Genomic DNA, 14,121 nt, shown 5'->3' with positions numbered 1-14,121 from the left:
TCTTTTTCCTTATATTCGTTTTTTTTTTTTAACATAGCGCGCGCCCACCGACTCCCACACCTCTCTATTCGTCGGCAGCGTCAGATGTGTATAAGAGCCGGGACCCCGGTCGACCGGGCGGGAATCACGAGGCCCTCGTGCCGGACGACCTCCAGATCGCCGGGCTCGTCCCGATGTCGACGGTCGACTGGCCGGGGAAGTTCGTCGCGTCCGTGTTCTGCCAGGGGTGCCCGTGGGCGTGCCCGTACTGCCAGAACTCGGCGATCCTCGATCCGCGGATCCCGGGGGTCGTCGCGTGGGACGCGCTCGAGCGCCTGCTCGAGCGGCGCCACGGCCTGCTCGACGGGGTCGTGTTCTCCGGCGGCGAGGCGACGCGCCAGCTCGCCCTCCTGCCCGCGATGCGGCGCGTCCGCGAGCTCGGCTACCTCGTCGGCCTCCACACGGCGGGACCCTACCCGCGGCGGCTCGAGGCGATCCTCGAGCAGGGCCTCGTCGACTGGGTGGGCGTCGACGTCAAGGCGATGCCCGAGCACTACGAGGAGGTCGCGGGCCGTCAGGGCGCCGGGGAGCGGGCGTGGGAGTCGCTGCGCCTCGTTCTCGCGCACCCGGAGGTCGACCACGAGGTCCGGCTCACCGTCTACCCGGAGGGCCCGGGCGACGGCCTCGACGTGGCGCGCGCGGTGAAGGCGGCCGGGGCCAGGTCGTTCGCGCTCCAGCAGGCGCGCGCGCTCGGCACTCCGGAGGGCTTCGAGGCGAGCGGCGCGGGCTGGGACGATCAGGTCGCGGCGCTCGCCCGCGACTGCGAGGCGCTCGGCTTCGAGAGATTCGAGTTCCGCCCCGCCTGAGCCTGCTCGCGGCCCGTATATTACGGTGGATTCGCCGTCCGCTGCGAGAAACGAGGAGGCGCGATGTCGAATCCGCCGAGTCCGAGGGACCCCGAGCAGTCAGTCGCCGACCCGACGACGAGCGCCGGGGATCTGCGACTCATCGCCTACTACCGCCCCGAGCTGCGCGCCCGCGTCGCCGCGCACCCGAACGCGTACCCGGGGCTCCTCGACTGGCTCGACGTGCTCGGCGACCCCGAGGTGAGCGCGGCCGTCGCCGCGCGCCGCGCTGCGGACATGCCGCCCGAACCCGTGGCGATCGACGAGGGCGCGGCCGACACCGCGATGGGCGGCGCCGAAGAGCCGCAGGCGTCGGACGAGTCCGCCTTCGCGCCGACCGAGGTCGAGGAACAGCCTGGCGAAGAAGAGCCCGCCGAGGCGGATTCGCCCGTGGAGTTCACGGACGACGACGACTTGGAGGCGACTCGGGAGGCGCCCGCGATCGAGTCGCTCCCCGAGGACGGGGGCGACCCTGCGTCCTCGTCGATGGACGAGCGCGAGCCCGACGACACCGCCGCTGGGCGGCCGGGGTCCGATGAGCCCGCGGAGGAGGAGTCGGCTACCGCCGTTCTGCCCGCCGCCGAATCGGCGACCGCCGAGTTCCCGCGCGTCGAGGAGGCGCCGAGCGGCCCCGTCGAGCGGGCCTCGATCTTCCCGGCGGGGACCTCGCCCGCCCTCGACGACGAGCCCGGCGCGGGCGCCGTCTGGGACGCGCCGATGCCGGCCGCGAATCCCTGGGCCCCCGAGGCCGTGTCCGCCCAGCCGACGAGGGCGGCCGGATGGGCCGCCGAACCCGCCGACCCCGATGCCGCCCCCGTCGCGACGCCGACCGGGTGGGCGCCGACCGGTGCGGCCCCCTCTGCCGGTGCGACTCCGCAGTGGCCGGGCGCCGCCCCCGTCGCGCCCGAGGACGGAAGGGAGGCCAAACGCGGAATCCCCGTCCCGCTCGCGGTCCTTGTCGCGATCGCGCTCGTGCTCCTCCTCGTCGTCGGGTGGCTCGTGACGAACGGCTTCGGAACGCGGACGCCGACGACCGCCGGGTCGGATTCCTCCACGACCGGGTCGAATTCGTCGACGACCGGGTCGGCCGACTCGGGCTCTTCGAGCGCGCAGAGCTCGGCGACGGACGCCGCTCAGTCGGAACCCTCCGAACCGAAGTACCCGGCTCCCGCCGGCGCGGTCGACATGGCCCAGCTCACCGCGCCCTCCGGGAACATCGCGTGCGTCCTCGGGACCGACGCGGTGACCTGCCAGATCTACGAGACCCGCTGGGCCGGGACCTCCTTCGACACCTGCGGCGGCCGCTCCTACGGCGTCCTCGTCGCGACCGCGGACACCGCGGAGAATTCGTGCGCCCAGGGCGACGTCGGCGACGTTCGCAATGCCCTGCCCTACGGCTCGTACGCGACCCACGGAGACTTCGCGTGCTCGTCGACCGAGGACGGCATCTCCTGCTGGAACACGATGACCGGCACGTCCTTCGCACTCGCGCGCGGCGGCTGGATGGTCGGGGACACGGGCGAGATCGCGCCGAGCGCGTTCACCTGGTAGGGGGCGAGTCAGAGCGATTGCTCCCGCTGCTTGCCTCACCACCGATATCGGAGCGAAGGGGCGGCGAAACCCCGATGAGGCAAGCAGCGGGAGCGCATGCGACAGCGAGGGGGAGGACCGATGGGTCCTCCCCCTCGCCGTTCCCGTGGATGGTCGGGCGTCGCTGAACGCGCCCAGAGGGGCGTTCAGCGCGCTCGCGCCATGAGACCCGTGCTCACTTCTCGATCGGCCCGAGCATCGCGTTCGCCCACGCGCCGTGGAGCGACTCCTGGTCGGAGGGCTGGAAGAGGCCCGCGAGGGCGTCGCGGTAGAGGCGCGAGAGCTCGTGCTTCGCGTAGTACGACGAGCCGCCGCACGCGCGGATCGCCTGCTCGACGGCGCGGAGCGTCGCCTCGGCGGCGGCGTTCTTCGCGGCGGAGAGCTGCGGCATCCAGATCGCGCCGCGGTCGACGCCGGCCTCGACGTCGCGGGCGAGTTCGCGGATCTGGGGGCCGACGGCGTTCATCGTGATCGCGGCCTCGGCGATCCTCCAGCGGATGTCGGGGTCGTTCGCGTAGACGGTCGCATTCTTCACGGACCTGCGGGTCTTCACGTGCTCCGCGGCGACCTCGACCGCGCGCTCGCCGACGCCCTGATAGGTGGCCGCGAGGAGGATCTCGAAGTGGGAGAAGATTCCGAAGACGACCGGGTCCTTCGAGGGGCCGGGCTCGCAGCGCGTGAGGATCCGGTCGGCGGGGGCGTGGGCGCCCTCGAGGATCGTCGTGTTCGACTGGGTGGCGCGCATGCCGAGGGTGTTCCAGTCGTCCTTGATGGTGAATCCGCCGTCCTCGCGGTGGAGGATCGCGAAGACGGAGTGGGGGCCGTCCTCGCCGGAGTCGTCGCGACCGAAGGTCATGAGGCGCGTCCAGACGGGGGCGAGGGACGTGAAGATCTTCGTCCCCTCGAAGGAGTAGCCGCCCTCGGAGTCGGGCGTCGCCTTCGTGATCGATCCAAAGAGGACGAGGTCGTTGCCGGGCTCGGAGATGCCGAAGCCGTAGAGTTCTCCGGCGGCCGCGTCGCGCAGGATGATCTCGCCGCGCGGATTCCCGTTGCGGACGAGGTGACGGCCGAGGCCGACGATGATCTGGTGCATGTTGATGCCGAGGGCCGTGCCCGGGGCGGCCTTCGCGAGGCGCGTCTGCTCGGCGGCGATCTCCTCGAGGGTGAGGCCGGCGCCCCCGTACTCGGCGGGGACGAAGGCGACGAGGTAGCCGGCGTCGCGGAGCTCGGCGAGGTCGTCGACGGGGAAGGTGTTCTCGGTGTCGTGGAGGCCGGCGCGCTCGTGGATGCGGGCGAGGAGGTCGTCGGGGAGGAAGCCCATGGGGGTCCTTTCGCTATCGGATCGGCGCCCCAACGCTATCGCCGCAGCGCTCCGGACGCGCGGCGTGGCGACGCCGCTCGCGCGCGACCGGATCGACGGCGCCTCACGCGAGAGTCGCGTCCCGGGGCGGCGTCGCGTCGAGTAGTTTGGGAGGGTGACTTCCCAGATGCCGGCCCTCACTCCGCGTCAGCGCTTCCTCAAGGAGCGCCAGCGCAAGCAGAACCTCACCTTCGCCGTCACCGGCGCCGTGATGGCGGCGCTCGCGCTGCTCAGCGTCCTCGTCCTCTCGGGGCTCGTCCTCGTGCCCTTCGGGAATGACTTCTCGAAGGCGACGAAGTACGCGTCGGCGGGGACGATCCCCTGCCCGGCGGGCGACGCGACGCCGGTGGCCGCGGCGTCGATCAAGGTGCAGGTCCTCAATACGACGTCCCGTCAGGGCCTCGCGTCCGAGGCGACGAACATGCTGACGGCGGCCGGCTACACGCCGCTCGAGGCGGGCAATTCGAGCCCGGAGTACGCGGGCACGGTCGAGATCGACGCGGGGCCCGCCGCGGTCAACGACGCCTACACGGTCGCGCGCTTCTTCCCGAAGTCGAAGGTCGTCCTCACGGAGGCGACGGACAAGACGGTGTCGGTGCTGCTCGGCACCTTCTACGACGGCCCGCTGTCGGCCGATGAGATCAAGCGGATCTCGGAGTCCACCGAGGCGATCGCCTCGCCCGACGGGTGCCTCGCCCTCTCCGACGAGGACGCGGCGCGTGCGACGGCCCAGTCGGGAGCCCAGTCCGGCGCCCAGTCCGGCGCGCAATCGGGCGCACAGTCCGGTCAGTCGGGGAACTGATCGCCGAATTCGACGAGTGGGGGGCGGTGCCATCCGGCTTCGCCCCCCACTGCTCGTTCAGCCAACGCCTCGTCGTCCCCGCTCGAAGGGACGGCGCCCCGTCCTCGTCACTCCGCGCGCGATGATTTCGCGCGGCGCTTCTTCGCATCCGGATCGGCGCGCCCGCCCGCGATCCGCGAAAGCCCACCGGACTTGATGCCGTGCATGAGCGCGTCGCCGTCGGATCCGAACCACACGGGGATCCTCTCGGGCGCGGTCCACAGGGCGTCGGGGACGAGTGCCTCGAAGGTGCCGTGGGACATGAACTGCTCGATCTCGGAGAGGGAGCGGATCGCGATGCCGGCGACGTTCGAGGGGAACTCGCGCGCGAATTCCGCGTAGATCTCCGGGTCGCGCTGCCCGTCGTCGCCGACGAGGAGCCACTTGACGGTGGGGAAGGTACGGGCGAGCCTGCGCAGCTCGCGGCGCTTGTGCTCGGGCCCGGAGCGGAACCAGCCGGTGTTCGAGGGCCCGAAGTCCGTCATGAGGAACCCGCCGCGCGGGTAGTCGAGCCGGTTGAGGAAGTCGCGGAGCGCGGGGACGACGTTCCAGGCGCCGGTCGAGAGGTAGACGACGGGCGCGTGCGGGGCGATGCCCTCGGGGACCGCGTCTGCTCCGACTCCGGCGAGGGCGGAGAGGAACGCCGCCATGCCGGGGACGGCCTCGCGGGAGGACACGCGGTCGACGAAGGAGTGCTTCGCCGCGACGAACAGGCGGGGGAGCATCGTCACCATCACGGTGTCGTCGATGTCGGAGACGACGCCGAAGGTCTCCTCGTCCCCGATGATCCGCAGGGCGACCGACACTGGGGCGCCGGCGCGCACCCGCCCTGAGGCGCGGGCCGCATTTCCGGCTCCGGCGGGAGCGGGCTCGGAGCGCAGGGTGTCGCCCTCTTGAAGACCGAGCGCTCGGACGTCGCCCTCGTGGAGAACCTGCATCCACGCGCTGTGCCATCCGGCCGAGAGACCGTGCCCGGGGACGGAGAGGTCGATGTAGCCGCCGCGGTCGGCGAAGGCGATGCGGCGCTGCGAGCCGACGGTCACGAGGACGGGCTGGCGCGGCACCTGCGCGTCGAAGAACTGCCGCCATCCGCGCCTCTGGGAGAGCCAGGAGCGCTCGTCGTGGCGCCGCTCCATGATGACGCGGCCGAGCACGCGGGCCCGACGCGTCGAGCCGTGACCGCCGAAGCCGACGATGCCGGGGTGGAATCCCCAGTCGCCGAGGAAACGGGAGAGCGCCTTCGACCCGGCCTCGCCGAAGGATGAGGTGAGGGTGAGGAGCAACGACGACGACTCGTCGTCGATGAGCGGTTCGGCGAACATGGGCCTCCTGTGCGGGGATACCGCCATTGTGCCCGATTCGCGCCGCGACGGGGGACGAGGCCGGGGCCGTGGACCCGAGGAGGGGAGGCTCGCGAGTCCCCCGGATTCGGCTCGTCGCCCCGCCCTCGTGCGGAAGACGGCGGGGGAGGGGTCAGCGCGAGGGGGCGGCGGTCGACTTGCGGACCACGAGGCGCGGATAGAACTTCAGGTGCGTGACCGAGGAGTCCGGGCGCGTGCTCTTGAGGAGGAGGTTGACGGCCTCGGTGCCGAGCTCGACCATCGGCTGATGGACCGTGGTGAGCGGTGTCGACATCTCGGCGGCGATCGCGATGTCGTCGAAGCCGACGAGCGAGACGTCCTGGGGCACGCGGACGCCGGAGTCGCGCAGGGCCGTCATCGCGCCGAAGGCGATGAGGTCGTTCGCGCAGAAGATCCCCGTGGGGAAGCCCTCGGGAAGATCGGGAGGGGAGAGCGGGCCGGTCGGCTGGTCGATGCCCTCCGAGCCGACGTGCGCGGCGATCCCGCGCGACTCGAGGTAGTCGAACATCGCCTGACGCCCCGCGTCGGCGGTGAAGTCCTCGACGTTGAGGGTCTCGAGGCGGATCGAGGGGCCGGTGAACGCCGCGTCCTTCGCCTCCCTCTCGGTCCAGTGCGCGATCGCGTCGTCGACCCCCCGCTGACGATTGCGGGCCTGGCGGACGGACGTTGGTCCGTTGAGGAAGAGGAGATCCCGGTGTCCGAGGGCGAGGAGGTGCTCGATCGCGAGGGTCGCGCCAGCGCGGTCGTCGATCGAGATCGAGGAGATGTCCGGCGGGGTGTCGGGGGAGTCGAAGAGGACGACCGGGACGCCGCGCTCGACGAGCTCGTGGGCGACGGCGAGCTCGGAGTCGGCGGGCGTGAGGAGGATGCCGCGGACCGCCTGCCCGGCGAGGGTGCGGAGGAGGCGGGCCTCTCGGCGGGAGTCGGAGTGGGTGGAGGACAGCGACATCACGCAGCCCTCCTCGGAGAGGCGCCGTTCGATGCCGGCGGCGGCCTCCATGAAGAAGGGGTTCGTGAGGTCGAAGACGGCGACGCCGACGAGTGGGGAGACGCCCTTGCGCAGGGCCTGGGCCGTGGGGTTCGGGACGTAGCCGAGCTCCTTGATCGCGGCCTCGACGCGCTCGCGGACGGCGGGGCGCACGGTGCCGCGGCCGTTGACGACGTTCGAGACGGTGCCGACGGAGACGCCGGCGAGCGCGGCGACGTCCTTGACGCCGGGCGCGCGGTCGGCGGGCTTGCCGGGGGCCATCGTCTGTTCCGCCTTTCCTCGGGGATGCTTGGGCCCCCATCGTGCCACTAGTGATGCGCCGCCCGGGAGTCTTCCGCAAAAGACCAGGTGACGGGCGGTGATGTCGCCTCGATGTGCCGGGGAGGATGAAACGAGCGTCGGAAGGTCACGTCCGTGAAACGATTCGCGAATGTGGTTGACAAGCTCGCGCTCGGAAGTGCAGACTCAGGGCACTGAATCGTTTCAACCTCAATGTGGAGGTGGTCGCGTGACACGCGAAACCGTTCAGCCCGTTGTCTCCCTTCAGCACGCTGTGAAGAAGTTCGGCTCCTTCACCGCGATGGGCGATGGATGCATCGAGCTGTATCCGGGCGAGATCCACGCGCTCGCCGGGGAGAACGGCGCCGGCAAGTCGACGCTCGTCAAAGTCCTCGCGGGCATCCATCGGCCGAACGCCGGGGAATTCCTCCTCGACGGGAAGCCCGTCTCCTTCAGCACTCCGGCCGAGTCGAAGGCCGCCGGAATCTCCGTCATCTACCAGGAGCCGACCCTCTTCCCCGACCTCACGGTCGCCGAGAACATCTATATCGGGCGCCAGCCCGTCAAGGCGCTCGGCATGATCGACCACGCGAAGATGCGCGACGACGCCCAGGCCCTCTTCGACCGCCTCGAGGTCGACATCGACCCCTCCCGTCCCGCCGAGGGCCTCTCGATCGCCGATCAGCAGATCCTCGAGATCGCGAAGGCCATCTCCCTCGACGCCAAGGTCCTCATCATGGACGAGCCGACCGCCGCCCTCTCCGGGCACGAGGTCGACCGCCTCTTCACGATCGCCCGGGCGCTGCGCGACAAGGGCGCCGCCCTCATGTTCATCTCCCACCGCATGGAGGAGATCTTCGGCCTCTGCGACCGCGTCACCATCATGCGCGACGGGCGCTACGTGTCGACCCGCATGATCGCGGAGACGAACGAGCCCGAACTCGTCCGCGACATGGTCGGTCGCAGCGTCGACCAGCTTTTCCCCAAGCTCGACGCCGAGATCGGCGACGTCGTCCTCAAGGTCGACGGCCTCACCCGCACCGGCGTCTTCCGCGACGTCTCCTTCGAGGTTCACTCCGGCGAGATCGTCGGCCTCGCGGGCCTCGTCGGCGCCGGCCGCTCCGAGGTCGCCCGCGCGATCATGGGCATCGACAAGGCCGACGCCGGCACGGTCGAGGTCTTCGGCAAGAGGCTCCGCTCCGGCGACACCACTGCGGCGATCAAGGCCGGCCTCGGCTTCGTCCCGGAGGACCGCCGCAAGCAGGGCCTCGTCATGGACCTCTCGGTCATGCGCAACGCCGCCCTCACGCTCCGCGAGAAGCTCGCCCGCTTCGGGATCATCGACGCGAAGCGCGAGGCGAGGAGCGCCGAGGAATGGTCGAAGCGCCTCGAAGTGAAGACCTCCAGCCAGTTCGACCCGGTCTCCTCCCTCTCCGGCGGCAACCAGCAGAAGGTCGTCCTCGCGAAGTGGCTCGCCACCGAGCCGCGCATCCTCATCGTCGACGAGCCGACCCGCGGCATCGACGTCGGCACGAAGTCCGAGGTCCACCGACTCCTCTCCACGCTCGCCCAGTCCGGCGTCGGCATCATCATGATCTCCTCGGAGCTCCCCGAGGTCCTCGGAATGTCCGACCGGGTGCTCGTCATGTGCGAGGGCGTCGTCACCGGCGAATTCACCCGCGCCGAGGCGAACGCCGAGAACGTCATGACCGCGGCGACCGACCACGCGAAGGCGGCATCATGAGCACGACCACCGCTCCACGATCGAGGTCCTTCGACCTCAAGCGCTTCTTCGGCGCGCGCGAGATGCCCGTCATCATCTCGCTCATCGCACTCGTCCTCATCACCTGGGCGCTCAACCCCCGCTTCCTCACCGCGCAGGGCGTGAAGGACCTCTTCCTCAACGCGACGATCGCGATGCTGCTCGCGGCGGGCCAGTCGCTCATCATCTCCTCCGAGGGCGTCGACCTCTCGATCGGCTCGATCCTCGGCTGCTCGGCGTTCTTCACCGGCGTCCTCTTCGCGTCCTCCGACGGCATGCCGATCATCGCGGTCTTCATCCTCGGCACGCTCCTCGGCGCGGTGCTCGGCGCGATCAACGGCGCACTCGTCACCAAGGCGAAGGTGCCCGCGATGGTCATCACGCTCGGCACGATGTACGTGTTCCGCGGCGCCCTCAACTGGTGGGCCGGCTCGAAGCAGTACTTCGCGGGCGATCGCCCCCAGGCCTTCGGCGACATGGGCGTCGCGACGATCCTCGGATTCCCGATCCTCACGCTCCTCGCGGTCATCGTCATCGTCCTCGTCTCGCTCTACCAGCGATTCGCGAGGTCGGGGCGCGATCTCTACGCGATCGGATCCGATCGGGACGCCGCGGCCGTCTACGGCATCCCCGTCGGCAAGAGGGTGTTCGCCGCGTTCGTCGCGAACGGCGCGCTCGTCGGCCTCGGCGGCGTCCTCTACGCCTCCCGGTTCAACTCCGTCGGCGCGACGACCGGCACGGGCATGGAGCTCGACATCGTCGCGGCCTGCGTCGTCGGCGGCGTCGCGATGACCGGCGGCGTGGGCACCGCCTACGGCGCCGCGATCGGCGCGCTCCTCCTCAACACGATCACCTCGGCCCTCACTGCCGTCGGCGTCGACAAGTTCTGGCAGCGCGCGGTCGTCGGCATCCTCATCATCGTCGCGATCCTCATCGACCGGGTGTCGACGATCCGTCGTCAGGACGCCCTGCGCAAGAAGGGAGGGGCGCAGTCATGACCGCCCCGGAAATCCAGACCGCGAAGAAGGGCCCCTCGGCCCTCGGCAGGCTCTGGGCCTCGCGCGACACGAAGATGGCCCTCATCCTCCTCGCCGCGATCGTCCTGGCCCTCGTCCTCGTCCCCCGCTTCGGGCAGCCCCGCACGCTCACCTACCTCACGCTCGACGTGACGACGACGCTCCTCATGGCGCTGCCGATGACGCTCGTCATGGTGAACGCCGACATCGACCTGTCGGTCGCCTCGACCGCGGGCCTCGTCTCCGCGAGCCTCGGCGTCCTCGTCCAGGGCGGCACGCCCTTCTGGATGGCGGTCGTCATCTGCCTCATCATCGGGATCCTCTGCGGCGGCATCAACGGCATCATCACCGCGTACATCGGCATCCCGGCGCTCGCCGTCACGATCGGCACGCTCGCCCTCTACCGAGGGCTCGCGCTCGTCGTCATCGGCGATCAGTCGATCTCGAAGTTCCCCGAGTGGGCGACCTCGTTCGCGACCGGCTCCTTCGGGAAGACCGGCATCCCCTACGTCGCGATCCCGCTCGTCGTCTTCGTCCTGCTCTTCTGGATCCTCCTCCACAAGACCCCGTACGGCCGCGGGCTCTATGCCCTCGGCTACTCCCAGGAGGCCGCGCGCTTCGTCGGCATCGATACGAAGAAGTCGAGGATGATCGCCCTCGTCCTCTCCGGATTCATGGCGGCGGTCGGCGGCGTCTTCTACACCCTGCGCTACTCGGCGGCGAAGTCCGACAACGTCGAGGGACTCGAGCTCACCGTCATCGCGGCCATCGTCTTCGGCGGCGTGTCCGTCTTCGGCGGCAAGGGCTCCATCTGGGGATCCGTCTTCGGCGTCTTCACCGTCGGCGTCCTCAACTATGCGCTCCGCCTCAACCGCATCCCGGAGGTCGTCCTCGTGATGATCACCGGCCTGCTCCTCATCGGCTCCGTCGTCGCCCCCTCGGTGGTGAGCGCCGTCAAGGACTGGCGGAGCCGGAACCGCACTTAGTACTCCTCCGATCAACACGAACCCACCCGGCGCGATCTGCGCCAGATGAAAGGAAAGACAAAGATGTCTCGACTCAACCGCGGCGTCACCGCCGCCTTCGGCGCCATGTTCCTCATGGCCTCGATGTCCCTCGCCGCATGCTCCGGCGGCTCGAGCTCGTCCTCCTCGGACTCCGGCTCGTCGTCCGCCTCGACCTCGCAGAGCTCGTCGATGGCCGCCTCCGACGGCAAGTACGACGTCTCCGACGCGACGATCACCTTCATCCCGAAGCAGCTCAACAACCCCTTCTCCGACGTCATGCTCGGCGGCGGCACGAAGGGCGCCGAAGAGGTCGGCTTCTCCGCCAACCAGGTCGTCGGCCCGCTCGAGGCCTCGTCCTCCTCGCAGGTCTCCTTCATCAACGCCGAGGTCCAGGCCGGAACCAACGTCATCGTCATCGCGGCCAATGATCCCGACGCCGTCTGCCCGGCGCTCAAGGACGCGATGAACGCCGGTTCGCACGTCGTCACCTTCGACTCCGACGCCTCGGCCGACTGCCGCGACGTCTTCATCAACCAGGTCGAGTCCAAGCAGGTCGCCATCACGATGCTCGAGATGGTCTCCGAGCAGATCGGCGGCAAGGGCAATATCGCGATCCTCTCGGCCACGGCCACCGCGACCAACCAGAACGCGTGGATCAAGTTCATGGAGGACGAGATCGCCTCCAACGACGCCTACAAGGACATCACAATCATCGACAAGGTCTACGGCGACGACGACGACACGAAGTCGTTCCAGGAGGCCCAGGGCCTGCTCCAGGCGCACCCCGACCTCGACGCCATCGTCTCCCCGACCACGGTCGGCATCGCGGCGACCGCCCGCTACCTCTCGACCTCGGAGTACAAGGGTAAGGTCGTTCTCACCGGCCTCGGTCTCCCCAACGAGATGCGCTCCTTCGTCAAGGACGGCACCGTCAAGGAATTCGCCCTCTGGGATCCCGCCCAGCTCGGCTACGTCGCGGCCTACGCGGGCGCGGCGCTCCAGTCCGGCGCGATGACCGGCGCGGTCGGCGACAAGTTCATCGCTGGCGAGCTCGGCGAGCGCGAGGTCCAGGAGGGCGGCGTGGTCGTCGTCGGCGACCCGGTGCGCTTCAACGCGGACAACATCGACAACTACGACTTCTGATCGGTCGTAGGCGTCATCGCGGCGGCCGACGGTTCTTCCCGTCGGCCGCCGCGCCGTTCGGGCCGCCCCGGCTTCCGCCGTCGAGAAGGGGCGGCCCTTGACGAGTGAAACGATTCATTCTATTGTTGGGGACAACGACGTTCCCGTTTCGACGATGAAGGAGGAATGATGTCGCAGACCCCGGATCTTCACGAGACCCTCGCGACGACGACGCAGAAGTCGCCGACCCGCCAGTGCTTCCTGCTCCGCGTCCGCCCCGAGATGCTCCCCGAGTACATCGACGTCCACCAGAGGGTCTGGGAGGAGATGCGAGATGCCCTCTCTCAGAGCGGCTGGCGCAACTACTCGCTCTTCCTCGAGGAGGAGACCGGCCTGTGCGTCGGCTACTTCGAGTCCGACGACGTCGACGCCGCTCAGGCCGCCATGGCCCTCACCGAGGTGAACACCCGATGGCAGGCGGAGATGGCGAAGTACTTCCAGCCCGACGGCGGCGGCGACGCGCAGATCCTCCCTCAGTACTTCTACCTTCCATGATCACCGGCGGCGATGACGCCGCCCCGTCCGACGATTCCACTCATTCCACCGAATAAGGAGAAATCCCCATGGTCGCTCTCTCCGACCTCAGCGCCGAGCAGCACCGCCTGCTCGCCGAGCAGACGATCGAGGTCCCCTCGTGGGCCTACGGCAACTCCGGCACCCGCTTCAAGGTCTTCACGACCCCCGGCACCCCGCGCGACCCCTACGAGAAGATCGCCGACGCCGCCGAGGTCCACAAGTACACGGGCCTGTCTCCCCGCGTCTCGCTCCACATCCCGTGGGACAAGGTCGACGACTTCGCCGCGCTGCGCGCCTACGCCGAGGACCTCGGCGTCGAGCTCGGCACGATCAACTCGAACGTCTTCCAGGACAACGACTACAAGTTCGGCTCCCTGACGAACACGGACGAGGACATCCGCGCGAAGGCCATCGCCCACCACATCGACTGCATCGAGGTCATGCGGGCCACCGGCTCCAAGGTCCTCAAGATCTGGCTGCCCGACGGCACGAACTACCCCGGCCAGGACTCCATGCGCGTCCGCCAGGACCTGCTCGCCGATTCCCTCTCGCAGATCTACGCCGAGCTCGACGACGACCAGAAGCTCCTCCTCGAGTACAAGTTCTTCGAGCCGTACTTCTACACGACCGATGTGCCGGACTGGGGCACCGCCCTCAGCCAGGTCCTCGCCCTCGGCGATCGCGCCGTCGTCTGCCTCGACACGGGCCACCACGCCCCGGGCACGAACATCGAGTTCATCGTCATGCAGCTCCTGCGCGCCGGTCGCCTCGGAGCGTTCGACTTCAACTCGCGCTTCTACGCCGACGACGACCTCATGGTCGGCGCCGCCGATCCCTTCCAGCTCTTCCGCATCATGCGCGAGATCGTGACGGCGAACGCACTCGACAAGAATTCGGGCGTCAACTTCATGCTCGATCAGTGCCACAACCTCGAGGAGAAGATCCCGGGCCAGATCCGCTCCGTCCTCAACGTCCAGGAGGCCACCGCCAAGGCCCTCATCGTCGACGAGGAGGCCCTGACGAAGGCTCAGCTCGAGCACGACGTCATCGCCGCGAACAACATCCTCATGGACGCCTTCTGGACCGACGTCCGCCCGATGCTCGCCGAGCTCCGCGAGGAGAAGGGACTGGATCCGGATCCGGAGAAGGCCTTCGCCGCCTCGGGGTACCTCGCGAAGATCGCCGAGGGGCGCGTCGGCGGCCAGCAGGCCAGCTGGGGCGCCTGATCCGATCGCCGGCGCGATCCGCGCCGACGTCACCGGCCCCCACGGGGGTCTCGAATCGATGAAGGGGGCCGTCCCGGCGGGCAGCGCCGGGACGGCCCCGTCGACTCGT

Annotated in this window: 12 protein-coding genes; 9 read left to right on the top strand and 3 right to left on the bottom strand. The window is 69.5% G+C overall.

Features of this window, described 5'->3' with window-relative positions; all coding sequences use genetic code 11:
- Nucleotides 1–86 precede the first annotated feature (86 nt).
- Entirely contained in the window at nt 87–845 is a 759-nt protein-coding gene (locus tag DY157_RS07705; protein ID WP_115728084.1) for an anaerobic ribonucleoside-triphosphate reductase activating protein, read from the top strand.
- Nucleotides 846–908: 63 nt separating this feature from the next.
- Entirely contained in the window at nt 909–2,435 is a 1,527-nt protein-coding gene (locus DY157_RS07700) for a variant leucine-rich repeat-containing protein (RefSeq protein ID WP_115728083.1), read from the top strand.
- 214 nt (nt 2,436–2,649) lie between these two features.
- On the opposite strand, the gene DY157_RS07695 is transcribed toward DY157_RS07700, so the two are convergent.
- A complete protein-coding gene (locus DY157_RS07695; protein WP_115728082.1) occupies nt 2,650–3,795 on the bottom strand; it encodes an acyl-CoA dehydrogenase family protein in 1,146 nt (381 codons plus the stop codon).
- 154 nt (nt 3,796–3,949) lie between these two features.
- On the opposite strand from DY157_RS07695, the gene DY157_RS07690 reads away from it, so the two are divergent.
- Nucleotides 3,950–4,636: a LytR C-terminal domain-containing protein gene (locus tag DY157_RS07690; RefSeq protein ID WP_328587401.1), complete on the top strand. Its 687-nt coding sequence runs from the start codon at nt 3,950–3,952 to the stop codon at nt 4,634–4,636.
- Between the two features lie 107 nt (nt 4,637–4,743).
- Here the strand turns inward: DY157_RS07690 and DY157_RS07685 are convergent, their stop codons facing one another.
- Nucleotides 4,744–5,997, bottom strand: a complete 1,254-nt coding sequence (locus tag DY157_RS07685) for an App1 family protein (protein ID WP_115728080.1) — start codon at nt 5,995–5,997, stop codon at nt 4,744–4,746.
- Between the two features lie 151 nt (nt 5,998–6,148).
- Entirely contained in the window at nt 6,149–7,285 is a 1,137-nt protein-coding gene (locus DY157_RS07680; RefSeq protein ID WP_115728079.1) for a LacI family DNA-binding transcriptional regulator, read from the bottom strand.
- Between the two features lie 247 nt (nt 7,286–7,532).
- Here DY157_RS07680 and DY157_RS07675 point away from each other — a divergent pair, with 247 nt between their 5' ends.
- The 6 genes from DY157_RS07675 (at nt 7,533) to rhaI (ending at nt 14,012) form a co-directional block, all read left to right on the top strand.
- Complete coding sequence (locus tag DY157_RS07675) at nt 7,533–9,047, top strand: sugar ABC transporter ATP-binding protein (protein WP_115728078.1); 1,515 nt, start codon at nt 7,533–7,535, stop codon at nt 9,045–9,047.
- Nucleotides 9,044–10,063, top strand: coding sequence for an ABC transporter permease (locus DY157_RS07670; RefSeq protein ID WP_115728077.1), 1,020 nt, complete (start codon nt 9,044–9,046; stop codon nt 10,061–10,063). Before DY157_RS07675 ends, DY157_RS07670 begins: the two co-directional genes overlap by 4 nt.
- Nucleotides 10,060–11,067: an ABC transporter permease gene (locus DY157_RS07665; protein WP_115728076.1), complete on the top strand. Its 1,008-nt coding sequence runs from the start codon at nt 10,060–10,062 to the stop codon at nt 11,065–11,067. The genes DY157_RS07670 and DY157_RS07665 overlap by 4 nt, the downstream gene beginning before the upstream one ends.
- Nucleotides 11,068–11,130: 63 nt before the next feature.
- Nucleotides 11,131–12,231 carry a rhamnose ABC transporter substrate-binding protein gene (gene rhaS, locus DY157_RS07660; protein ID WP_115728075.1) on the top strand — a complete coding sequence of 367 codons (1,101 nt, stop codon included), beginning with the start codon at nt 11,131–11,133 and terminating at the stop codon, nt 12,229–12,231.
- 168 nt (nt 12,232–12,399) lie between these two features.
- Nucleotides 12,400–12,765 (top strand): L-rhamnose mutarotase, encoded by a 366-nt coding sequence (locus DY157_RS07655; protein ID WP_115728074.1) that lies wholly within the window; start codon nt 12,400–12,402, stop codon nt 12,763–12,765.
- Between the two features lie 68 nt (nt 12,766–12,833).
- A complete protein-coding gene (rhaI, locus tag DY157_RS07650; protein WP_115728073.1) occupies nt 12,834–14,012 on the top strand; it encodes an L-rhamnose isomerase in 1,179 nt (392 codons plus the stop codon).
- Nucleotides 14,013–14,121: the final 109 nt, after the last annotated feature.

Source organism: Actinomyces culturomici (assembly GCF_900499005.1).
Lineage (GTDB): Bacteria > Actinomycetota > Actinomycetes > Actinomycetales > Actinomycetaceae > Pauljensenia > Pauljensenia culturomici.
The sequence above is the reverse complement of the archived record's forward strand: the minus strand, read 5'-3'. Positions and strand labels throughout refer to the sequence as shown.

What these genes read in the sequence shown, in the direction of transcription:
- DY157_RS07700 (WP_115728083.1), top strand. Translation starts at nt 909, where the DNA reads ATGTCGAATCCGCCGAGTCCGAGGGACCCCGAGCAGTCAGTCGCCGAC.
- DY157_RS07695 (WP_115728082.1), bottom strand. Translation starts at nt 3,795, where the DNA reads ATGGGCTTCCTCCCCGACGACCTCCTCGCCCGCATCCACGAGCGCGCC.
- DY157_RS07685 (WP_115728080.1), bottom strand. Translation starts at nt 5,997, where the DNA reads ATGTTCGCCGAACCGCTCATCGACGACGAGTCGTCGTCGTTGCTCCTC.
- DY157_RS07680 (WP_115728079.1), bottom strand. Translation starts at nt 7,285, where the DNA reads ATGGCCCCCGGCAAGCCCGCCGACCGCGCGCCCGGCGTCAAGGACGTC.
- DY157_RS07670 (WP_115728077.1), top strand. Translation starts at nt 9,044, where the DNA reads ATGAGCACGACCACCGCTCCACGATCGAGGTCCTTCGACCTCAAGCGC.
- DY157_RS07665 (WP_115728076.1), top strand. Translation starts at nt 10,060, where the DNA reads ATGACCGCCCCGGAAATCCAGACCGCGAAGAAGGGCCCCTCGGCCCTC.
- rhaS (WP_115728075.1), top strand. Translation starts at nt 11,131, where the DNA reads ATGTCTCGACTCAACCGCGGCGTCACCGCCGCCTTCGGCGCCATGTTC.
- DY157_RS07655 (WP_115728074.1), top strand. Translation starts at nt 12,400, where the DNA reads ATGTCGCAGACCCCGGATCTTCACGAGACCCTCGCGACGACGACGCAG.
- rhaI (WP_115728073.1), top strand. Translation starts at nt 12,834, where the DNA reads ATGGTCGCTCTCTCCGACCTCAGCGCCGAGCAGCACCGCCTGCTCGCC.